A 20,402-nucleotide genomic window follows, 5' to 3' on the forward strand; every position below is an offset into this window, starting at 1 on the left:
TCTAGTTGAGTCCCCATCCGATTTCTTTGACGAGTTTTGCGTCTGCAAACTCCGATTGCAAGTAGTCGGCTTGTCGAAAGAGGTCTGACTTTTGCTTATACGAACTGACTCTGGCGTAGAGGATTCTAATTCTTGTGTGGCCGCCTGGATTAATGACGTAATCAATGTCCTATCGTCGATGACCAGGGGGAGTTCTAATTGTGAGTATTTTTCCGTCCCTGTCCCAGTAACGGGCCGTGTTTTTTCTGAGACCTGAAGGACTTGTGACGCTTCCCTCGGTGTGGCATATCTCATAATGTGTTTTTTGCACTACTGAAAACTCTACCACACACAGCCTGGTATTTTCGGAATCATCTAGTATAGCACTAGTCAATACGGTTAGGACGCAGCCTTGAGAACAGAATCCATGGCATCATGGAGAGAATCAAACTGCTCACGTGCAGTGGCGAATGCGGGCTTTCAACCACGACCAACATTTCTCTATCTTGTTGAGGTCTGGCGAATAAGGCGGAAGATAGAGTAAACGGCATTGAGCTGCCTCCACCAGTTCAGCAATCCGCCCCCCTTTATGAAACGTTGCATTGTCCAATACTAGAGTCTGACCTGGCTTCAATGTTGGAATTATAGCATTAGTCAAGGTGGTTAGGACGCAGCTTTGAGAACGGAATCCATGGCATCATCGAGAGAATCAAACTGCTCAATACAATGGCGAATGCGGGCTTTCAACCACGACCAACATTTCTCTATCTTGTTGAGGTCTGGCGAATAAGGTGGTAGATAGAGCAAACGGCATTGAGCCGCCTCCACTAGCTCAGGAATCCGTCCCCCTTTATGAAACGTTGCATTGTCTAGCACTAGAGTCTGACCTGGCTTCAGTGTTGGAATTAAGATGAACTCCAACCACAACTCAAACACTGTCCGATTACAACAACCCTCAAAGCTAAAGGGGGCTAAGAGTTGTTGATGACACCATGCGGCTATATAGCTCACCCTGCCCTGCCTCTTCCCTGATTTGAGGGCATGGAAGCGTTTTCCTTCCTCGCAGTAACCATAAGGGTAATCCGAGTCCTGACTATTCATGCCGGCTTCATCGAGGTAGACCACTTCTTGTGGCTCCATCTGTTCAATCTGAGCAATAAACTCCTCTCGCTGTTGCTTCCAACGTTCTTGGTAGCCGTAAGTTTTTTTTCTGGTGAAGCCAATTTTCTTCAAGGCTCTGGATATGGTGCGAGGAGAGATGTCGTCATCCCAAAGTTCAGCCATTGGAGCGGAGGTTTGATCGCCATGCTCTTGGGCAAAAGCCTTGAATTTATGCCAGTCGGTAATTTTGTGGTTATTGCCAGGTGGGTGATTAGGTTTAGGGAGGAAGTCTCCGGTCTGTGCTTTTCTTTGCAGCCAGAGATTAATGGTGTTCCGGCTGACATGGAAAACTTGACTGGCTTCTGTTTTGGGCATACCGTCTAGTTCAATGGCATCAATAACTTTTTGTCTGAGGTCGTAACTATAGGGGGCTGGCATTTTTGGTCTTCTTAGTCATCTCGTCCTCTCCATTATACGTCCTAACTTTCCTGTCTGGTGCTATAGTAGGGTGCGTCAGACCCCGTAAATAGGGATCCCAACCGGAGCATCAACAACTGACGCACCTGGTCAATAGCTGAATTTTTGTCCCAGGCTGTTGTCTATGGGCCATGTTTATCATCTGGGCGGTAATAGTTGATTTATCGTGAGCAACCGGTTGCTATAATTTTCGTTTTAGCCTTTAAGGGTAGAAAAGGTTGGTCAAACCTCCATACAAAAATTTTTTCACCCCCAACATTTTTGAGGCGACATATATAGTGATCATCTAATCATTTTTCAACATTCGCAGTTGAAACTTTTAGGTCATGCAGGTAGATTTTAGTCTTGAGAGAAATTGGCTATTAGTGTGTAAATTCGGCATAAACCAAGGAACCTAAGACGCATCTGTAATTGAGATGCTATCTAAGTCCATTGATTCTCAACCAGCTTTTTTGTCTGAATAAGACCGGGAGGTGATATCTGGAGAGGTTCCGAACTTTTCAAGCCAATCAAAAATCCGGTCAAGCTGTTCTAGGGTGACTAGCCCGTATTGCCATAAAATCATGGGAAGTTGACCTGATTCTTGCTCAGGATGTCGGAGGGCCATGGCGATGGAAGAGGCAGGGATCGCTAATTCCCAACGTAAAAATTGAATTAACTGGGCTTGCTTGGTTGAGATCATCATTTTTTTCCTGCATGAACGTAAAAAAGTTGGGAACTGTTGGATGTCGGATTAGATAACTAAGTCGGGTGTGAATTCCTATAGTATCTATATTATCTTCTATCTAACTAAGTTCAGTGATATATTACACCCGAACATTGTGATTTCTTTGTGAAATTTAAGTGATCTGGGTCACTAATTATGTTTGAGCTGTATAGGTGCCGGGGGAGTTAATTGGGCAGACGGCACTTTTTTTTGGGGGAAAATTTATCATAGCCGTTACCAGAGCTATTCTGGTGAAAATCTAATGTTTTTTTAACAAAAGCAATGAAGCGGGTTTGGATCACAAAATCATCAAACCATAATCTAAAAAGGAATGGGACTGGCGGTTCTGTGTAGTGGGTGTTCCCGGACTCCTGATCCTGCTAGACTGGATGTAAGTTAGACGGATATTGATTCATATTCATGCTCAACACACTAAACCTGGAGCTTTCGCTAGATAAAGAAAGCTATAAGACTCAGACGGAAGGACTGATGCGGGAGCTGCGATCGCTACAGCAAATCTGCTGGGAAAAAAAACTACCTGTGATTATCGTCCTGGAGGGTTGGGCGGCGGCGGGTAAGGGTTCTCTAGTCAAAAAAATGGTTAGCTATATGGACCCTCGTGGGTTCAAAGTGATTCCGGTGTGGCCCCCGACCGAACAGGAGCGGTTGTATCCATTCATGTGGAGATTTTGGCAAGAGTTCCCAGGTTATGGGAAAATCGGGATTTTTTACCACAGTTGGTATACCCATGTTCTGGAAGATCGTCTATTTGAGAGACTTCCAGAAGCTAATGTAGGGATGGCAATGCGTCAAATTAATGCTTTTGAGCGTCAAATGATTGACGATGGGGCAGCGATCGCCAAATTTTGGATTCACTTGAGCAAAAAAGAACTCAAGCGCCGCCTGAAAAAGGCCACTAACGATGAACTAGAAGCATGGCGGGTGCGTCCCGAAGACTGGGAGCAGGCTAAAAACTATGATATTTATAGTTCCTATGCCGAAGAGATGCTAATTCACACCAGCACGGGTGTAGTTCCCTGGACCTTAGTAGAGGGAGATGATAAACGGTGGGGTAGGGTCAAGGTGCTATCTAAAATGGTGTCTACTATCAAAGAGACTCTCGAAAGGCTGGAAGTGCAACCGCCTCCTATTTTTACTCCTCCCCAACAACACCTAGAACCTACCGATCCACAACCCCTGGCTGCTGTGGATCTGAGTTTGTCCTTGTCAGAGGATGACTATAAGGAACAGTTGCGGGAACAACAGGTTCGCTTAGGTAAGATGCAGCAAATGATTTTTGAACAGCAAATCCCCGTTTTAGCCATATTTGAGGGATGGGACGCGGCTGGAAAAGGGGGATCCATTAAGCGTTTAACCGATATTCTTGATCCGCGCAGCTATGAAGTTCATGCTTTTGCTGCTCCCACTGATGAGCAAAAGGTGCATCATTATCTGTGGCGGTTTTGGCGTAAACTTCCGCCAGCCGGAAAAATTGGCGTTTTTGACCGCAGTTGGTATGGTCGGGTCTTAGTAGAACGCCTTGAGGGGTTTGCTTCCGAACGACAATGGCGACGCGCCTATCGAGAAATTAATGAGTTTGAGGAACAACTGACTACGGCGGGTTATATTTTGCTGAAGTTTTGGTTACATATTGACCCGGATACCCAACTTGAAAGGTTTACTGAACGCGAGAATAATCCGTTTAAGCAATATAAACTCACAGATGAGGACTGGCGGAACCGGGAAAAATGGTCTTGTTATGAGGTAGCCGTCAACCAAATGGTGCATCGGACTAATACCCCTAGGGCTCCTTGGACTTTGGTTTCCGGTAATGATAAGTTTTATGCGCGGGTGCAGGTGGCGCAAACGGTGGCTGATGCGATCGCTCAAACTTTATAGTTAGTAGGCAATTTGGCAAAACTATTGCCAGCGTCGGGTAGTTCACTATAAACTTGAGCCGTATACTATTTGTCAGTTATACGGCTCTCGTTTTCCTCAGTCCCTAAAGCACTCTGTGATTTGATTTGGGGTAGACCAGGAAAAATCAAAGGGTGATATGATGTGGGATTCTCCACGGTCAACCATGAAGGGAAAAAATGATGTTTGTATTACTCACCCAAGTTCTGGTTTTACTGCTACTGATTACCATTTCTTTTAGGATTTGGAGACTCTTAGCAGGCAAAGAAAATAGCTTAGTTAGTCGGCTGTTTTTTTTACTAACTCTCACTTTACTTATAGTCACTTTTATCGCTCCTGATAGCCAGGTTGGTAGATCTGTTATTCAGCTTTTGGCGATTTTTCTAAGACCTCTGGGTTTATCAATTTTACTATTAACCATTGCCTCGGCTTTGATTACTAATGGGGGGATTAAAAATCCGGCTCCGAATTTAATTTTAACTGCATTATTAATTCTGATTTTATCGAGTACCCCCGTTTTGGCTCAATGGTTGGCTTTGCAGGTGGAAAGGGTGGCTGTGCAAACAGTTCAAACTGATTTATGTTGTGGGGAAAGAGCCGGGGCAATTGTTTTGTTAGGACGGGGAACAACACAGCCTAAATTGCCCTACAGAACTCAGATCCAACTCACGGCTACAGGCGATCGCATTCCCTATACAGCCGAACTTTATCGGGAACGTTTAGCTCGTTTGGTGATTGTAGCAGCAGGCGATCGCCATGAGTTAATTCATCCGACTAATGAGGCGAAAGATATTCAACAGTTATTGATTTATATGGGAGTTTTGCCTAGTGATATTCTTTTGGCAACTGAAAGCCATACCGTTAGGGAAGAAGCCCTAGAAGTCAAAGAAATCATGGAAAAAAGGCGGTTAGGAAGAACTATCATTTTGGTTACTTCTGCCTTAGAAATGCGCCGCGCCGCCCTCACATTTACTCAAGCTGGTTTTAAGGTAATTCCGGCTCCCACTAATTTTTCTACTTTTATTCCCTATGGCAAACGTAAGGAGAGGGTTTCTTTCCAAGACTTCGCCCCTAATGCGGAGGCTTTGGTTCTCAGTACCCGTGTGGTTGATGAATATCTCGCTACTTTTTATTACTTTCTACGGGGGTGGATGGCTCCTAGTTTATAAGTCTGTTGACACTCCATCGGGCTAAAGCTACGAGGATTCTTTAGAGGAGATAACCAACAAATGTTAGTCATTGCTCGTAACGGTAGTGCCTAATCTAAGTACAGGACAAAAGTTGTAGAGCCTGGTGAAACCGCCCTGAAAACAAAGGCAGATTAGAGAAAGTGCGGCGTAGAAAATCCAAGCCAGTGCGGAAAAGACTCTGGGAGCGTCGTCCGTGAGCCTTCAAAGGAATGGGTGAACCTTGGTGAATCCACAAACCCACCTTCATAGCCCAAGTAAAAGCCAGGCTAAGCAAAGCCAATAAACGGCTCAAGCGCTCAGGGTCCTTAAAGTGAGTCGATTCGAGACAGAAGCCCCGAGTCTTCAAGGCTCCGAAGAGGTTTTCAATACCCCAACGCCGAGCATAGTCGGGGAGGGCCGTTTCGGGGCAAGCGTTAGTGATGAGAATCAACAACTCCCCCGAATCAGCCAGACGAGAGCCAATGACGTAAACCTGCCGTCCCCAAACCCAACGGCGACCCGAAAGCTGGCGAAATTCTCCGGGTCGCAGAGAATCAAACATTCGTTCGCCGCTACGCCGAGTTCCTCCTAACTTAGGACTAATCAGCTCGCTGTGGCGGATGCGTAGGCGGAAAGGAACCTCGGGGTCGATGAGAAGATACGAGAGCCAATCTCGCCCCACAAATTCCCGGTCAGCGGTCAGACAAGCCACCTCCACGTCAGGAAATAGTGCCTCGAAGCGGTCGAATAAGTCCATGCGTTCGCCACTGTTGCTATTGCCCTTTTTGTCAAGCATCGTCCACAGCAGGGGAAAGGCAATCCCCTCGTGGACGACTGCCAACATCAAGATGTTGAAATGGGTTTGACCGAAAGACCAACAGGTGCGGTCGAGACTAAGAGTCCAAGGTTGGGGAATGTCAATGAGGCTAACGACGAAACGGGCAATCTCTGCCCGGTCAAATTTGAATTGCCGAAAAAAACGTTGTAATCCTACATTCCGCAGGTTGATAGGTAATTAACCGGATGCGTAGTAATAGCGCTCAACGGGTGGACCGAAGAGGTGAATAATCAATCGCCGTTCATCATTGAGATTGCTAATCTGCCTTTGCCCATCGAGATTAACCCAGTGGATTCCTTGAAACTTCTGCATAATCCAGCGAAAGGTCGGTTTAGCGGTGGGTTGTTGGCGTTGGTCGCGCACCGTTTGCTTCTGAGCATCTAGCGCCTGTCGCAGTTGGCGTTCGGCGAGGGTATACACCATAAGGGTTAGGGCCATGATGAGAGCTAAGGCCTCGACCCGCTGCGGCTTTTTGACAAAGACGCTACTGGCAAAGAAGAGGGGGTCTTTGAGGAAGCGAAAGCCTCTCTCGACGGTCTGTTGCCCTTTATATTCGCTCAAGCAGGTCTGAGCCGGCCAGAGGGATTGCTCCAGTTGATTGGTGGCTAGAATAAAGCGACTACGCTGACGGCTAAAGCGGTCTTCCGCCGTGGCGGTCTGCTGTAACGTGGCCTGGAGCCGATAGCCCTGAACTGGGGTGGGTTCGGCGGATTTGGCGGGACGACCGGGGGGTCGCTTGGCCCGCACCGTCTCCAGGGAGACCTGAGTGAGCTGATGCACCTCGAGTCCATCTTGAAACTGCATCAAGGCCTCGAGGGCATCGGGTTTGCAAGCAAAGACCCGCTGGGTCAGCTTTTTCAATTGGCGGTTGAGGCGGTGTTCGAGCTTCTCTAATTCGGGTTGCCAGAGGTCGGCATTGGCTTTGCGGGTTTGGCTTTCGACGAGGCGCCAGCGCTGGCGCACTCCGGCATAGGTCTGCTCAATCTCCCACATCCGGTAATCCTTGGAGTTGCAGGGGACTTCAGTCAGTCGGGTGACATCGCTGTGCACCAGCTCTTGAGCCGCTTTTAGGGTCAGCGACGCCGTGATAGCCACCCCGTGGTCTCCATCTGCTGCAGATTGGCTGCTGTGTAAAAGGCGGCATCCATCACAACGATACCGTCGCTAGTCCATTGGTCACCAAACGCCTTGAGCACCTCTGCAAACTGCTGAGTGTCCTGTTCATTGCCACTGGCCAACTGCAACCATAGCGGCACGCCACCGTCGGCGGCACAGACTAGAGTCATCAAAAACTGTTTCAAATCTGGACGATGGTCTCGGGAATAGCCTCGACACAGCCGAATTGGGCTGGGTTCTGCTGATGTCTCACCGGGGGGAGCTGACTCAAGTCCTACCTCGGATTTCCCCTTCGAGCACCGCTGATACTTCCCTTCTACTGAGATCGAGGTGGCATCGAGATGACGCTGTTGAATATCAATTCCAAATCGTTCCACAGCCTGGAGCGCCACCTGGAGAAAAAATGATGTCGTCCCTTCTGCGTAGAGTTCATCCAACACTCGACCTAAGCGGTCGTCATTCAAGTGACGAGCCTCTACCCCTTCCCCGAGCAGATGAGACACCGCTTTACTCTCAAAAAACTCGCTGAATAAATACAACGGTGCACTGAGAAAGCCTAGGGCGTTCAAAATCATGGCTTTAACCACTTGTCCGGCACTCACATGCTCCAAGCTATGAGGTTCAATCCGCTTATCCGTCAACTCGACCAGGCCAAGTTCGTCAATCACTCCAGCCACTAAACCCAGATGGTCTAAATTTTTAATCTGCATCGCCAGAGCCTACCGCTCGAAGGAACCCTTTCTAGCCTAGACTAGCACCATATCTTTTATTCCCTGTCAACCTGCGGAATGTAGGTTGTAATCGCTGGTAATTTGAGGAAATTTGCACAGGATTTGCGAATACAGTCGCTATTTCCATCAGATTAACCGTCTTTGTTTGGAATAGCGCCATCAGGAACAGGCAGACAAAGTTTAATCTCGCCCCGTGCCAGGGCAAGTGAGGGCGCAAAGTGTCTCGTAATCGGTTAAGCTCGTTCATGAGAGGGAAGTTTGGTTTGTGGTAATTCCGATCTAACCCTCTCACCCCAACTTGGCGCTACCCCCCCACCCCTCGACTTTCACCTCAGCCCGGAGCGCCCCCTTCAGAATTTTCGGCTAGATTCCCTTTTGGCTAAGACTTTCAGCTTTTTTGTCCTGTACTGAGGTGCCTAATATAGCACAAGACAGGAAAGTTAGGACGTATAATGGAGAGGACGAGATGACTAAGAAGACCAAAAATGCCAGCCCCCTATAGTTACGACCTCAGACAAAAAGTTATTGATGCAATTGAACTAGACGGTATGCCCAAAACAGAAGCCAGTCAAGTTTTCCATGTCAGCCGGAACACCATTAATCTCTGGCTGCAAAGAAAAGCACAGACCGGAGACTTCCTCCCTAAACCTAATCACCCACCTGGCAATAACCACAAAATTACCGACTGGCATAAATTCAAGGCTTTTGCCCAAGAGCATGGCGATCAAACCTCCGCTCAAATGGCTGAACTTTGGGATGACGACATCTCTCCTCGCACCATATCCAGAGCCTTGAAGAAAATTGGCTTCACCAGAAAAAAAAACTTACGGCTACCAAGAACGTGATGAGCAACAGCGAGAGGAGTTTATGGCTCAGATTGAACAGATGGAGCCGGAAGGGTTGGTTTACCTCGATGAAGCTGGCATGAATAGTCAGGACTCGGATTACCCTTATGGTTACTGCGAGGAAGGAAAACGCTTCCATGCCCTCAAATCAGGGAAGAGGCAGGGCAGGGTGAGCTATATGGCCCCATGGTGTCATCAACAACTCTTAGCCCCCTTTAGCTTTGAGGGTTGTTGTAATCGGACAGTGTTTGAGTTGTGGTTGGAGTTCATCTTAATTCCAACACTGAAGCCAAGTCAGACTCTAGTGCTAGACAATGCAACGTTTCATAAAGGGGGACGGATTCCTGAGCTAGTGGAGGCGGCTCAATGCCGTTTGCTCTATCTACCACCTTATTCGCCAGACCTCAACAAGATAGAGAAATGTTGGTCGTGGTTGAAAGCCCGCATTCGCCATTGTATTGAGCAGTTTGATTCTCTCTATGATGCCATGGATTCCGTTCTCAAAACTGCGTCCTAACCACCTTGACTAATGCTATATGTAATGATAGAGGTGTAGTGCGAAACGTTTAGGAGACAAAATAAGGCTGCAATGCCTGAAATAACCTCCTAGAGGGGCTTAAACCACCCCTTAACTGTTTATATGTCCCAACGCTTAGACGTTATGAATCTAAGCAAGGCAGGGGACTCAAGGTCAATCCCATTTGAAGAAATCGCAATATACCGTCCAAGTATACCTAGAAGGAGTATTAAACCCACTTGGGGCGATTATGGGAGAGAGTAACGGCGATAGCCACCCCCAGTTTTGGGAATCACAAACTCAGGATTGAAGCGGGGAACGGAAGGCGTGAGGGAAAACCTATCCCAATAAATCCGACCACTGCCAACCATCTATGACTAAGGAAATCTGAATGTTCCGACTTGAACCATCGTAACTACTAAGCCAGCGAAAAGGTTTGATACGCTGGGCCCAAAAGGGTACGGAGAAAAGTAGGGTACTTACACCAACACCTACACAGACCTTTAAAAGTAACCCGGTGGATAGGACAAGTCTAAAGATGGAATGCCCGTATAAACGGAACGTTTAAACCCCTCATTGGCTCTCTAATAAATAAGTGAGCAATATTACTCACAAGAGTAGTGAAAAGTGTAAGCGTATGGTGCGAGACGTTCGGGTATGAAATAGGGCTGAAATGCCCGAAATAACTACCCGGTGAGGATCCCAGCTCCGAATCTGGATATAAGGAGACCTCTCCTGACCATCCTCATAACTGGTTATATGTCCCGACGCTTAGGGAACTAAGCAAGGCAAGGAACTCAAGGTCATAAACGAACTGAGAAATCAGGGAGTAGAGAGTAACGGCGATAGCCACCCCCAGTTTTGGAAATCATAACTCCAGGATTGAAGCGGGGAACGGAAGGCGTGAGGTAGAACCTACTACCAAGACGCGACCACTGCCAACCATCTATAGCACAAGACAGAACACTTAGGACGTATAATGGAGAGGACGAGATGACTAAGAAGACCAAAAATGCCAGCCCCCTATAGTTACGACCTCAGACAAAAAGTTATTGATGCCATTGAACTAGACGGTATGCCCAAAACAGAAGCCAGTCAAGTTTTCCATGTCAGCAGGAACACTATTAATCTCTGGCTGCAAAGAAAAGCACAGACCGGAGACTTCCTCCCTAAACCTCATCACCGACCTGGCAATAACCACAAAATTACCGACTGGCAGAAATTCAAGGCTTTTGCCCAAGAGCATGGCCACAAAACCTCCGCTCAAATGGCTGAACTTTGGGATGACGACATCTCTCCTCGCACCATATCCAGAGCCTTGAAGAAAATTGGCTTCACCAGAAAAAAAAACTTACGGCTACCAAGAACGTTGGAAGCAACAGCGAGAGGAGTTTATGGCTCAGATTGAACAGATGGAGCCGGAAGAAGTGGTCTACCTCGATGAAGCCGGCATGAATAGTCAGGACTCGGATTACCCTTATGGTTACTGCGAGGAAGGAAAACGCTTCCATGCACTCAAATCAGGGAAGAGGCAGGGCAGGGTAAGTATGATAGCCGCATGGTGTCATCAACAACTCTTAGCTCCCTTTAGCTTTGAGGGTTGTTGTAATCGGACAGTGTTTGAGTTGTGGTTGGAGTTCATCTTAATTCCAACATTGAAGCCAGGTCAGACTCTAGTATTGGACAATGCAACGTTTCATAAAGGGGGACGGATTGCTGAACTGGTGGAGGCAGCTCAATGCCGTTTACTCTATCTACCACCTTATTCGCCAGACCTCAACAAGATAGAGAAATGTTGGTCGTGGCTGAAAGCCCGTATTCGCCACTGCATTGAGCAGTTTGATTCTCTCCATGATGCCATGGATTCCGTTCTCAAAGCTGCGTCCTAACCACCTTGACTAATGCTATAAATAAGCGATCGCTCTTGGTAGGTTGGGTGAAACTCCGTGAAACCCAATATAACGGAGAGATGGTGGTGTTGGGTTCCGTACCTCCACCCAACCTACTTATAGCACTAGTCAATAGGGTTAGGACGCAGCCTTGAGAACATAATCCATGGCATCATGGAGAGAATCAAACTGCTCAATACAATGGCGAATGCGGGCTTTCAACCACGACCAACATTTCTCTATTCTCTATCTTGTTGAGGTCTGGCGAATAAGGCGGAAGATAGAGTAAACGGCATTGAGCTGCCTCCACCAGTTCAGCAATCCGCCTCCCTTTATGAAACGTTGCATTGTCCAATACTAGAGTCTGACCTGGCTTCAATGTTGGAATTAAGATAAACTCCAACCACAACTCAAACACTGTCCGATTACAACAACCCTCAAAGGTAAAGGGAGCTAAGAGTTGTTGATAACACCATGCGGCTATCATACTTACCCTGCCCTGCCTCTTCCCTGATTTGAGTGCATGGAAGCGTTTTCCTTCCTCGCAGTAACCATAAGGGTAATCCGAGTCCTGACTATTCATGCCGGCTTCATCGAGGTAGACCACTTCTTCCGGCTCCATCTGTTCAATCTGAGCCATAAACTCCTCTCGCTGTTGCTCATCACGTTCTTGGTAGCCGTAAGTTTTTTTTTCTGGTGAAGCCAATTTTCTTCAAGGCTCTGGATATGGTGCGAGGAGAGATGTCGTCATCCCAAAGTTCAGCCATTTGAGCTGCTGTTTTGTCGCCATGCTCTTGGGCAAAAGCCTTGAATTTTTGCCAGTCGGTAATTTTGTGGTTATTGCCAGGTCGGTGATGAGGTTTAGGGAGGAAGTCTCCGGTCTGTGCTTTTCTTTGCAGCCAGAGATTAATGGTGTTCCTGCTGACATGGAAAACTTGACTGGCTTCTGTTTTGGGCATACCGTCTAGTTCAATGGCATCAATAACTTTTTGTCTGAGGTCGTAACTATAGGGGGCTGGCATTTTGGGTCTTCTTAGTCATCTCGTCCTCTCCATTATACGTCCTAAGTGTTCTGTCTTGTGCTATAAGTAGGTTGGGTGGAGGTAACGGAACCCAACAACACCATCTCTCCGTTATGTTGGGTTTCACGGAGTTTCACCCAACCTACCAAGAGCGATCGCTTATTTAAGTAGGTTGGGTGGAGGTAACGGAACCCAACAACACCATCTCTCCGTTATATTGGGTTTCACGGAGTTTCACCCAACCTACCAAGAGCGATCGCTTATTTAAGTAGGTTGGGTGGAGGTAACGGAACCCAACAACACCATCTCTCGGTTATGTTGGGTTTCACGGAGTTTCACTCAACCTACAAAGAGCGATCGCTTATTTAAGTAGGTTGGGTGGAGGTAACGGAACCCAACAACACCATCTCTCGGTTATGTTGGGTTTCACGGAGTTTCACCCAACCTACCAAGAGCGATCGCTTATTTAAGTAGGTTGGGTGGAGGTACGGAACCCAACAACACCATCTCTCAATGATGTTGGGTTTCACGGAGTTTCACCCAACCTACAAAGAGCGATCGCTTATTTAAGTAGGTTGGGTGGAGGTAACGGAACCCAACACCACCATCTCTCCGTTATATTGGGTTTCACGGAGTTTCACCCAACCTACCAAGAGCGATCGCTTATTTAAGTAGGTTGGGTGGAGGTACGGAACCCAACAACACCATCTCTCAATGATGTTGGGTTTCACGGAGTTTCACCCAACCTACAAAGAGCGATCGCTTATTTAAGTAGGTTGGGTGGAGGTAACGGAACCCAACACCACCATCTCTCCGTTATATTGGGTTTCACGGAGTTTCACCCAACCTACCAAGAGCGATCGCTTATTTAAGTAGGTTGGGTGGAGGTACGGAACCCAACAACACCATCTCTCAATGATGTTGGGTTTCACGGAGTTTCACCCAACCTACAAAGAGCGATCGCTTATTTAAGTAGGTTGGGTGGAGGTAACGGAACCCAACACCACCATCTCTCCGTTATATTGGGTTTCACCCTCGTTTCACCCAACCTACCAAGAGCGATCGCTTATTTATAGCATTAGTCAAGGTGGTTAGGACGCAGCCTTGAGAACGGAATCCATGGCATCATGGAGAGAATCAAACTGCTCAATACAATGGCGAATGCGGGCTTTCAACCACGACCAACATTTCTCTATCTTGTTGAGGTCTGGCGAATAAGGTGGTAGATAGAGCAAACGGCATTGAGCCGCCTCCACTAGCTCAGGAATCCGTCCCCCTTTATGAAACGTTGCATTGTCTAGCACTAGAGTCTGACCTGGCTTCAGTGTTGGAATTAAGATGAACTCCAACCACAACTCAAACACTGTCCGATTACAACAACCCTCAAAGGTAAAGGGGGCTAAGAGTTGTTGATGACACCATGCCACAATCATGCTCACCCTGCCCTGCCTCTTCCCTGATTTGAGGGCATGGAAGCGTTGTCCTTCCTGGCAGTAACCATAAGGATCATCTGAGTCTTGACTATTCATGTCAGCTTCATCGAGGTAAACCAACCCTTCCGGCTCCATCTGTTCAATCTGAGCAATAAACTCCTCTCGCTGTTGCTTCCAACGTTCTTGGTAGCCGTAAGTTTTTTTTCTGGTGAAGCCAATTTTCTTCAAGGCTCTGGATATGGTGCGAGGAGAGATGTCGTCATCCCAAAGTTCAGCCATCTGAGCGGAGGTTTTGTGGCCATGCTCTTGGGCAAAAGCCTTGAATTTTTGCCAGTCGGTAATTTTGTGGTTATTGCCAGGTGGGTGATTAGGTTGAGGGAGGAAGTCTCCGGTCTGTGCTTTTCTTTGCAGCCAGAGATTAATGGTGTTCCGGCTGACATGGAAAAGTTGACTGGCTTATGTTTTGGGCATACCGTCTAGTTCAATTGCATTAATAACTTTTTGTCTGAGGTCGTAACTATAGGGGGCTGGCCTTTTGGGTCTTCTTAGTCATCTCGTCCTCTCCATTATACGTCCTAACTTTCCTGTCTTGTGCTATACGTCAATCAGAAATATGCCTCTGTGCCCCGCCAAGTCCAGGTGAGGCACAAAAAAACGGGAGGTTAACGATTCAATGTGATGAATTGTGGTCTTTTCGTACCCTGAGGAAACAAACAGTGGATTTGGTTAGCTCTCGACGTAAAAACCCGTGAGATTGTCGGTGTTTACATTGGTGCACGGGATGAAGCCGCAGCCCGCCAATTGTGGGAGTCATTGCCCCCAGTGTATCGCCAATGTGCGGTGGCTTATACAGATTTCTGGGGGGCCTATGAGGCTGTTCTACCGAGTAAACGTCATCAAGGGGTTGGGAAGGATACAGGTTTGACCAGCTACATCGAAAGGTTTAACAATACCTTGAGACAACCAGTGTCTCGCTTAGTACCCAAGACCTTGTCCTTTTCCAAGTGTTTGCAGAATCACATTGGTGGCATTTGGTATTTTATCCATCACTACAACGCATCATTACCTCTTTAGTACTACCATGAATACCTCGACCAGATACCCAGAGCCTTAGAGGGGTTAAAACGTTCTGTTTATATGGGCATTCCATCTTTAGATTTTTCCTATCCACCGGGGTACTTTTAAAGGTCTATGTAGGTGTCTCATCCAAACCCCTACTTTTCCCCTTGCCCTTTTGGGTGTAGCGTTTCAACCTATTTCGCTACCTGCTCATTGCGATGGTTCAAGTCAGACATTCAGATTTCCTTAATCATGGATGGTTGGCAGTGGTCGCGTCTTGATAGTAGGTTTGATCTCACGCCTTCCGTTCCCCGCTTTAGTCCTAGAGTTATGAGTTCTCAAACCGGGGGTGGCTATCGCCGTTACCCTCAACGTTTGTTACAAAACTGTTAAGAATTGTAACAACGTATGTTGACCCTGGGTTCCTTGCCTGGTTTTGGTATCAAAATGATACAAAAAGTCGGGACATATAAACAGTTATGAGGTCGCTCAGGGGAGACTCCCTTATATCCAACCAAGGGGCTGGAACCCTCACGCTTGCTGTTATTTCAAGCATTCATTGCAGCTCTATTTGATGCCTAAACGTCTCGCACGGATTACTAGAGCGTACCACAAAGGGAACAAAGTATCTGGGGCGGCGCTCAAGGCTGCCAGGAATGCCACATCCAGAAAGCAGGCTGAGACTTTGTTTAAGGCTCTGTGGGATATGCGATAATCCTACTTTAAAGGTTGGCTTATAAAGGCCCCGCTGATTTGTTGGTCAAGCGGGGCTTTTTACTGTTGAAAGTTTGAGTGTAGGATAGAAAAACAGTTAGAATGGTTAATCAGCTTGTTCCAAGACTTATAGCTAATTTTAGGATTCCGTGACCGAACCAACTTCCACCCCCCCTTTTAAATTCGATCCCGTTGAAGATGCTTTAGCCGACTTGAAAGCCGGACGCTGTATCGTGGTTGTGGACGATGAACACCGGGAAAATGAAGGTGATCTCATCTGTGCAGCTAATTTTGCTACGCCCAACCTGATTAATTTTATGGCGGTGGAAGCCAGAGGATTAATATGTTTAGCCCTAACAGGCGATCGCCTCGACCAACTCGATCTTCCCCTAATGGTGACAAAAAACACCGATAGCAACCAAACCGCCTTCACGGTCAGCATCGACGCTTCCCCCCAAATGGGAGTCAGCACCGGAATTTCTGCCGAAGATCGCGCCCGGACTATTCAAGTGGCGATCCAACCCCAGACTAAACCAGAGGATCTGCGTCGTCCGGGTCATATTTTCCCCCTGCGGGCTAAAGAAGGGGGAGTGCTAGAAAGGGCTGGTCATACAGAAGCAGCCGTAGACCTAGCGCGACTGGCGGGTTTATATCCGGGTGGGGTGATTTGCGAAATTCAAAACCCCGACGGGTCTATGGCGCGACTGCCACAATTGATCGAATATGCTAAAACCCATAATCTCAAGTTGATCAGCATTGCTGACCTAATTAGCTATCGCCTACAGCACGATCGCTTTATTATTCGCGAAGCCGTGGCCAAACTTCCCACCCAATTCGGGGATTTTCTCATTTATGCCTATCGTAACACCCAGGATAATAGCGAGCACGTCGCCCTCGTCAAAGGAGATCCGGCTACATTTGGTGATATTCCGGTCATGGTTAGGGTTCACTCTGAATGTCTAACGGGGGACGCTTTCGGTTCTCTACGCTGCGACTGTAGGATGCAACTGCAAACGGCCTTAAAAATGATTAACCATGCTGGAGCTGGGGTGGTAGTTTATCTCAAACAAGAAGGGCGCGGTATTGGTTTAATCAATAAACTTAAAGCCTATTCTCTGCAAGATATGGGGCTGGATACCGTCGAGGCTAACGAACGCCTCGGCTTTCCCCCTGACCTACGCAATTATGGCATGGGGGCGCAAGTTCTTAATGATATTGGTGTCCGACAGATCCGCCTAGTCACTAATAATCCTCGTAAAATTGCGGGACTCAAGGGTTATGGTATTGAGATTGTCGATCGCGTCCCATTATTGATTGAGGCCACCGATTATAATTCTGTGTATCTGGCAACTAAGGCACAAAAATTAGGTCATCTTTTACTGCAAACCTATTTGGTTACAGTGGCGGTTAAATGGCATCATTCACCCCAAGCCACTTGGGAAGCAGCAGAGGAAATGGGGGAAACTTTTATCCCTTCTACTATGTCGGTCCTCAAGTCGGCAGCGGAACTTTATTCCTATGGCGATCGCATGGAAAAGTTACAGAATATCGCCCATACTTATGACCTGCTAATTCAGGAAGAAACTCGTCCCGTCGCTGTGGCTTTATTTGGTCAAGCAGACCTAGTTTTTCATCTCGGTCTTGATCAACCATTATTGGCATCACCCGACTGGTATCAATATCCTGACCATCCCTATGTCAATGCTATCCAACAGATACTTGATCATATTGTCGCTTTACCAGATTTGCAAAGGTTGGAGTTTCTAATTGCTTCCGGCAATGACCCTTTAACCAGTCTCAAGGGGCAATTAAAACGTCAGGCTTTCCCCTTTTCCAGCCTTCCTGGTTCTTTATGCTACGCCCGTGAGTTGCAAACAATTTATAGTTTTTCATGGTAAGTAATTCTCTGGGGCTAATCAACCCTCATTTAACATACCTAATGCCATCATAACTTAACCTTGATTAGCAATTAACTACCTGGTCTCAGCGCCAGGTTTGTTAATTTTTAAAACAAAACCTTGCCCCTCCGCATTTTTGAGATATAATGGGCGACATTTTTTGAGTGATTCCTATCAAGACCAGTTCCGATAATTAGCCTTAGCCAGAGACTTTGAGGAATTGGGGCTTGCCGATTTTACCAATTACATATTAAAATGCTGTTTACTAAAAATCTGAGATTTAGGAGCAAAAAATGAGCAATTTAAACCTGTTTTTGGGCGTGCAAAGTACAACGGGTCAGACTGTTGAGTGGTCTTTTAGCGTGGCAATTATCATGATTTTGTGCAATGTATTTGCCATTGTCATTGGTTATTATGGCATCTCTAAAGAAAATCGTGGCAAAGGTCCCGCCCTTCCCGTTTCCTTACCCCGCATTTTTACTGGGTTTGGTTTTCCCGAACTCCTCGCCACCGCCAGCTTAGGCCATCTCCTCGGTGCAGGTGTCATCCTCGGCTTGGCTAATGCTGGAGTCCTGTAGTAGCCATAGTTAGTCACAAACAAGCAGTAATGGGAGCATTTTGCTCCCTAATTTCCTGGTGTGATAGCCAAGGTTAATTACCCCTTAACTGTGGGTAAATACAATTAAAATTAACCCTTTACCAACCTTACTTAACTCAAGTTGGCGATCGCCTAAACATTCACCGCATCTTCCTGTAGCCTTAATTGCTCAATTAACCCTATTGACTCCCCATGGCTTGTACAGCAGGGGTGAGGCCATAACTCGTAACTATAGCCAGCTTTTTCTGGGTTAAATGTATCTGTTACACTGGAAGAGGGGGAAAGTAATTAACCCCCCGGTAAAGATAACGTATACCTTGTCTGTAATCACGGCAAGGGATTCAAGGGAGGGATTCATGCAGGCAGGTTGGCGGATAGGAACGATATTTGGTATTCCACTGTATATCGACTCCTCATGGTTTGTCATCGTCGTGTTGGTGACATTACTCAATAGTCAGGAATATTTGCAATGGGGAGAACTATTATCCTGGGGCGCAGGTTTAGCAGTCGCGCTGCTGCTGTTTGCTTCTGTTCTCCTCCACGAGTTAGGACACAGCTTGATTGCCAAATCCCAAGGCATTCAGGTCAATTCCATCACCCTATTTTTGTTTGGAGGTATTGCCTCCATTGAGAAAGAATCAAAAACACCCGGTCAGGCTTTCCAAGTAGCGATCGCCGGTCCCCTAGTCAGTTTAGCCCTATTTTTTCTACTAACCGCATTAGCCCAAAGTTTACCAGAACCCAACCTGGTGCGAGAAATTGCCCAACGGATTGGGGAAATTAACCTAGTCCTAGCCATATTTAATTTAATACCCGGTTTACCCCTAGACGGTGGACAGGTACTAAAAGCCACAGTTTGGCAGATTACCGGAAGTCGGTTTGCTGGAGTACGTTGGGCCGCCAGAAGCGGACAATTTCTGGGTTGGGGGGCAATTTTCCTAGGTCTATTTGCCCTATTCGCAGGCAATAACTATAGCGGTTTGTGGATTGCCTTAATTGGTTTGTTCGTCATCCGTAACGCTAGTTCCTACTCGCGAATGAGCGATTTGCAGGAAGTCTTGCTCAAAATTCAAGCTAGTGATGTGATGACCCGTGAATTTAGAGTCATTGATGCCGAGATGACCCTGCGACAATTTGCCGATGATTATTTGATTTGTCCCTCCTCCATTCCAGTATTTTTTGCCGCCTCGTCCGGTCGCTATCGGGGGTTAGTGTCTGTGGACAAGTTGCGAATGGTCGAACGTAGTCAATGGGAAACGCAGACCTTGCATGATATTGTCACACCTCTAGATCAGTTAATTGCAGTCCCAGAAAAAGCCCTACTGGTGGAAGTAATTAACCAAATGGAATCCCAAGGACTTCCTAGAATCACAGTTTTATCCCCAGCCGGAGCCGTCTCAGGCATAATAGATCGTGGGGATGTCGTTAGGGCCGTGGCTAAATCTCTCAGAGTTCCTATTCCCGAAGCTAATATTAAACGGATCAAAGAAGATGGTAGTTATCCCCCTGGACTTCCCCTAGATGCGATCGCTAAAACCGCCGCCTCCTACACCGAGAATTGAGGCGCAAATTTGGCGATCTGATCCCATTCAGCCTCCGTTAAGGGTTGGGTGTCTAATTGAATCCCAAAGCTATCCGTAGCCGCCATAATTAAAGCATCTATGACAGTTTGTAATTCCATAGATAGCAATGGTGGGGATGCCATAGCAGTCCCAAATACTTGGGATTGTAGACCCGGGTCAGGAGTTAAACGCATAGACCCATGTTGAAGCACCGCCCGACCCCGACACAGTTGAGCGCTACCAATCAGTTTATAACCATTGTCTAGGACTAAATCCGCTCCGGTTGCTGTCCCAAAACAGTCAGGATGATGAATATAGCCCCGTCCCGCAGAACCATAATCGAGATGAAATCCTAGACTTCGCCATCCCCTCACTAAAAACTCGCTAATGTATTGGTAAATTTGCGATCGCGATCCAGACAACCCCGAAGTCACCACCGCATAAGTCAGATCCCCTTGATGCAGTACCCCCCGTCCTCCACTAGGGCGGCGCACCAATTCAATAGGCTGATTCTGCCATTGCAAATCATGCCAAAATTCCGGCCAGCGCCGTTGATGATAACCCAGAGAAATGGCTACAGGTTGCCAAGTATAAAACCGCAATGTCGAGGGATGACAACCTTGATCATGTTGTGATAGCAACCAGCTATCTATCGCCATTTGCAGCCGCCCCGAAGCCTCAGTCAGAGGGATTAAACGCCAGACAGAACTATCAGTAGACATAACTACATATACCTATACCCCCTTTCACAGATTGATGCTGTGCCCATCTCAGAGTTACCCATAAGGTAGGGAGCATGATTTAATCTCAAATTAGGTTAATATTTTAGGG

At 47.1% G+C, this 20,402-nt stretch carries 17 protein-coding genes and 7 pseudogenes; 13 read left to right on the forward strand and 11 right to left on the reverse strand.

What is annotated here, in order from left to right; translation table 11 throughout:
- Window positions 1–378: 378 nt before the first annotated feature.
- From HFV01_RS16490 to HFV01_RS16500, 3 genes and pseudogenes are all read right to left on the reverse strand, one after another.
- A pseudogene (locus tag HFV01_RS16490) lies at window positions 379–637 on the reverse strand (transposase); the annotation flags it as partial.
- A 5-nt stretch (window positions 638–642) separates the two neighbouring features.
- Window positions 643–1,518: an IS630 family transposase gene (locus HFV01_RS16495; protein WP_048895025.1), complete on the reverse strand. Its 876-nt coding sequence runs from the start codon at window positions 1,516–1,518 to the stop codon at window positions 643–645.
- 478 nt (window positions 1,519–1,996) lie between these two features.
- Window positions 1,997–2,242: a DUF2949 domain-containing protein gene (locus HFV01_RS16500; RefSeq protein WP_006626266.1), complete on the reverse strand. Its 246-nt coding sequence runs from the start codon at window positions 2,240–2,242 to the stop codon at window positions 1,997–1,999.
- A 441-nt stretch (window positions 2,243–2,683) separates the two neighbouring features.
- Here HFV01_RS16500 and pap point away from each other — a divergent pair, with 441 nt between their 5' ends.
- Window positions 2,684–4,162, forward strand: a complete 1,479-nt coding sequence (gene pap / locus HFV01_RS16505; RefSeq protein ID WP_006626267.1) for a polyphosphate:AMP phosphotransferase — start codon at window positions 2,684–2,686, stop codon at window positions 4,160–4,162.
- A 197-nt stretch (window positions 4,163–4,359) separates the two neighbouring features.
- Window positions 4,360–5,349 carry a YdcF family protein gene (locus HFV01_RS16510; RefSeq protein WP_006626268.1) on the forward strand — a complete coding sequence of 330 codons (990 nt, stop codon included), beginning with the start codon at window positions 4,360–4,362 and terminating at the stop codon, window positions 5,347–5,349.
- 94 nt (window positions 5,350–5,443) lie between these two features.
- On the opposite strand, the pseudogene HFV01_RS16515 reads toward HFV01_RS16510, so the two are convergent.
- The 3 pseudogenes from HFV01_RS16515 to HFV01_RS16525 all read right to left on the reverse strand — a co-directional run.
- A pseudogene (locus tag HFV01_RS16515) lies at window positions 5,444–6,337 on the reverse strand (IS4-like element ISAtsp3 family transposase); the annotation flags it as partial.
- Window positions 6,338–6,364: 27 nt separating this feature from the next.
- A pseudogene (locus HFV01_RS16520) lies at window positions 6,365–8,013 on the reverse strand (IS1634-like element ISAtsp2 family transposase).
- A gap of 70 nt (window positions 8,014–8,083) precedes the next feature.
- Window positions 8,084–8,281: pseudogene (locus HFV01_RS16525) on the reverse strand (IS4 family transposase); the annotation flags it as partial.
- A gap of 238 nt (window positions 8,282–8,519) precedes the next feature.
- Here HFV01_RS16525 and HFV01_RS16530 point away from each other — a divergent pair.
- A protein-coding gene (locus tag HFV01_RS16530) for an IS630 family transposase (RefSeq protein ID WP_108614957.1) occupies window positions 8,520–9,396 on the forward strand; the annotation gives its coding sequence in 2 pieces (ribosomal slippage) (window positions 8,520–8,849 and window positions 8,851–9,396; 876 coding nt in all).
- Window positions 9,397–9,644: 248 nt separating this feature from the next.
- On the opposite strand, the gene HFV01_RS30845 is transcribed toward HFV01_RS16530, so the two are convergent.
- Together HFV01_RS30845 and HFV01_RS30850 are read right to left on the reverse strand one after the other, a co-directional pair.
- Entirely contained in the window at window positions 9,645–9,767 is a 123-nt protein-coding gene (locus HFV01_RS30845; RefSeq protein ID WP_006621755.1) for a hypothetical protein, read from the reverse strand.
- A 432-nt stretch (window positions 9,768–10,199) separates the two neighbouring features.
- Window positions 10,200–10,406, reverse strand: coding sequence for a hypothetical protein (locus tag HFV01_RS30850; RefSeq protein ID WP_071776885.1), 207 nt, complete (start codon window positions 10,404–10,406; stop codon window positions 10,200–10,202).
- 2 nt (window positions 10,407–10,408) lie between these two features.
- Between HFV01_RS30850 and HFV01_RS16540 the strand changes: the two genes are divergently transcribed.
- Window positions 10,409–11,285 (forward strand): IS630-like element ISAtsp1 family transposase gene (locus HFV01_RS16540; RefSeq protein WP_006670343.1). Its coding sequence is split into 2 segments (ribosomal slippage): window positions 10,409–10,738 and window positions 10,740–11,285, totalling 876 coding nucleotides; the frame shifts between segments, so codons are not numbered across the junction.
- Between the two features lie 138 nt (window positions 11,286–11,423).
- Here the strand turns inward: HFV01_RS16540 and HFV01_RS16545 are convergent.
- A pseudogene (locus HFV01_RS16545) lies at window positions 11,424–12,307 on the reverse strand (IS630 family transposase).
- A gap of 479 nt (window positions 12,308–12,786) precedes the next feature.
- On the opposite strand from HFV01_RS16545, the gene HFV01_RS16550 reads away from it, so the two are divergent.
- Genes HFV01_RS16550 through HFV01_RS16560 form a run of 3 tightly spaced genes read left to right on the forward strand, consistent with a single transcriptional unit; the run spans window position 12,787 to window position 13,383 of the window.
- Complete coding sequence (locus tag HFV01_RS16550; protein ID WP_152344063.1) at window positions 12,787–12,978, forward strand: hypothetical protein; 192 nt, start codon at window positions 12,787–12,789, stop codon at window positions 12,976–12,978.
- Between the two features lie 9 nt (window positions 12,979–12,987).
- Window positions 12,988–13,179: a hypothetical protein gene (locus tag HFV01_RS16555; RefSeq protein WP_152344063.1), complete on the forward strand. Its 192-nt coding sequence runs from the start codon at window positions 12,988–12,990 to the stop codon at window positions 13,177–13,179.
- Window positions 13,180–13,188: 9 nt separating this feature from the next.
- A complete protein-coding gene (locus HFV01_RS16560) occupies window positions 13,189–13,383 on the forward strand; it encodes a hypothetical protein (RefSeq protein WP_108614960.1) in 195 nt (64 codons plus the stop codon).
- A gap of 15 nt (window positions 13,384–13,398) precedes the next feature.
- Here the strand turns inward: HFV01_RS16560 and HFV01_RS16565 are convergent.
- A pseudogene (locus HFV01_RS16565) lies at window positions 13,399–14,235 on the reverse strand (IS630 family transposase).
- Window positions 14,236–14,337: 102 nt separating this feature from the next.
- Here HFV01_RS16565 and HFV01_RS16570 point away from each other — a divergent pair.
- The 6 genes and pseudogenes from HFV01_RS16570 to HFV01_RS16595 form a co-directional block, all read left to right on the forward strand.
- A pseudogene (locus tag HFV01_RS16570) lies at window positions 14,338–14,814 on the forward strand (IS1 family transposase); the annotation flags it as partial.
- A 237-nt stretch (window positions 14,815–15,051) separates the two neighbouring features.
- Window positions 15,052–15,192, forward strand: coding sequence for a hypothetical protein (locus tag HFV01_RS16575; RefSeq protein WP_006670925.1), 141 nt, complete (start codon window positions 15,052–15,054; stop codon window positions 15,190–15,192).
- A 181-nt stretch (window positions 15,193–15,373) separates the two neighbouring features.
- Entirely contained in the window at window positions 15,374–15,514 is a 141-nt protein-coding gene (locus tag HFV01_RS16580; protein WP_231296401.1) for a hypothetical protein, read from the forward strand.
- A 148-nt stretch (window positions 15,515–15,662) separates the two neighbouring features.
- Window positions 15,663–17,411, forward strand: a complete 1,749-nt coding sequence (ribBA, locus tag HFV01_RS16585; protein WP_006626270.1) for a bifunctional 3,4-dihydroxy-2-butanone-4-phosphate synthase/GTP cyclohydrolase II — start codon at window positions 15,663–15,665, stop codon at window positions 17,409–17,411.
- Window positions 17,412–17,704: 293 nt separating this feature from the next.
- A complete protein-coding gene (psaK, locus tag HFV01_RS16590; protein ID WP_006626271.1) occupies window positions 17,705–17,989 on the forward strand; it encodes a photosystem I reaction center subunit PsaK in 285 nt (94 codons plus the stop codon).
- A 376-nt stretch (window positions 17,990–18,365) separates the two neighbouring features.
- On the forward strand, window positions 18,366–19,571 hold the full coding sequence (locus tag HFV01_RS16595) for a site-2 protease family protein (RefSeq protein ID WP_006626272.1): 1,206 nt from the start codon (window positions 18,366–18,368) through the stop codon (window positions 19,569–19,571).
- On the opposite strand, the gene HFV01_RS16600 is transcribed toward HFV01_RS16595, so the two are convergent.
- Window positions 19,556–20,293, reverse strand: a complete 738-nt coding sequence (locus HFV01_RS16600) for a lipoate--protein ligase family protein (RefSeq protein ID WP_006626273.1) — start codon at window positions 20,291–20,293, stop codon at window positions 19,556–19,558. The two genes, HFV01_RS16595 and HFV01_RS16600, sit on opposite strands and share 16 nt — an antisense overlap.
- Window positions 20,294–20,402 lie beyond the last annotated feature (109 nt).

Origin of the sequence: Limnospira fusiformis SAG 85.79 (assembly GCF_012516315.1) — a bacterium.
In the GTDB taxonomy this organism is placed as follows: domain Bacteria; phylum Cyanobacteriota; class Cyanobacteriia; order Cyanobacteriales; family Microcoleaceae; genus Limnospira; species Limnospira fusiformis.

Coding starts and splice junctions, on each gene's coding strand:
- HFV01_RS16510 (WP_006626268.1), top strand. CDS start 4,360: ATGATGTTTGTATTACTCACCCAAGTTCTGGTTTTACTGCTACTGATT.
- psaK (WP_006626271.1), top strand. CDS start 17,705: ATGAGCAATTTAAACCTGTTTTTGGGCGTGCAAAGTACAACGGGTCAG.
- HFV01_RS16600 (WP_006626273.1), bottom strand. CDS start 20,293: ATGTCTACTGATAGTTCTGTCTGGCGTTTAATCCCTCTGACTGAGGCT.
- HFV01_RS16500 (WP_006626266.1), bottom strand. CDS start 2,242: ATGATGATCTCAACCAAGCAAGCCCAGTTAATTCAATTTTTACGTTGG.
- HFV01_RS16580 (WP_231296401.1), top strand. CDS start 15,374: ATGCCTAAACGTCTCGCACGGATTACTAGAGCGTACCACAAAGGGAAC.
- HFV01_RS16495 (WP_048895025.1), bottom strand. CDS start 1,518: ATGCCAGCCCCCTATAGTTACGACCTCAGACAAAAAGTTATTGATGCC.
- HFV01_RS30845 (WP_006621755.1), bottom strand. CDS start 9,767: ATGGTTGGCAGTGGTCGGATTTATTGGGATAGGTTTTCCCTCACGCCT.
- HFV01_RS16575 (WP_006670925.1), top strand. CDS start 15,052: ATGGATGGTTGGCAGTGGTCGCGTCTTGATAGTAGGTTTGATCTCACG.
- pap (WP_006626267.1), top strand. CDS start 2,684: ATGCTCAACACACTAAACCTGGAGCTTTCGCTAGATAAAGAAAGCTAT.
- HFV01_RS16595 (WP_006626272.1), top strand. CDS start 18,366: ATGCAGGCAGGTTGGCGGATAGGAACGATATTTGGTATTCCACTGTAT.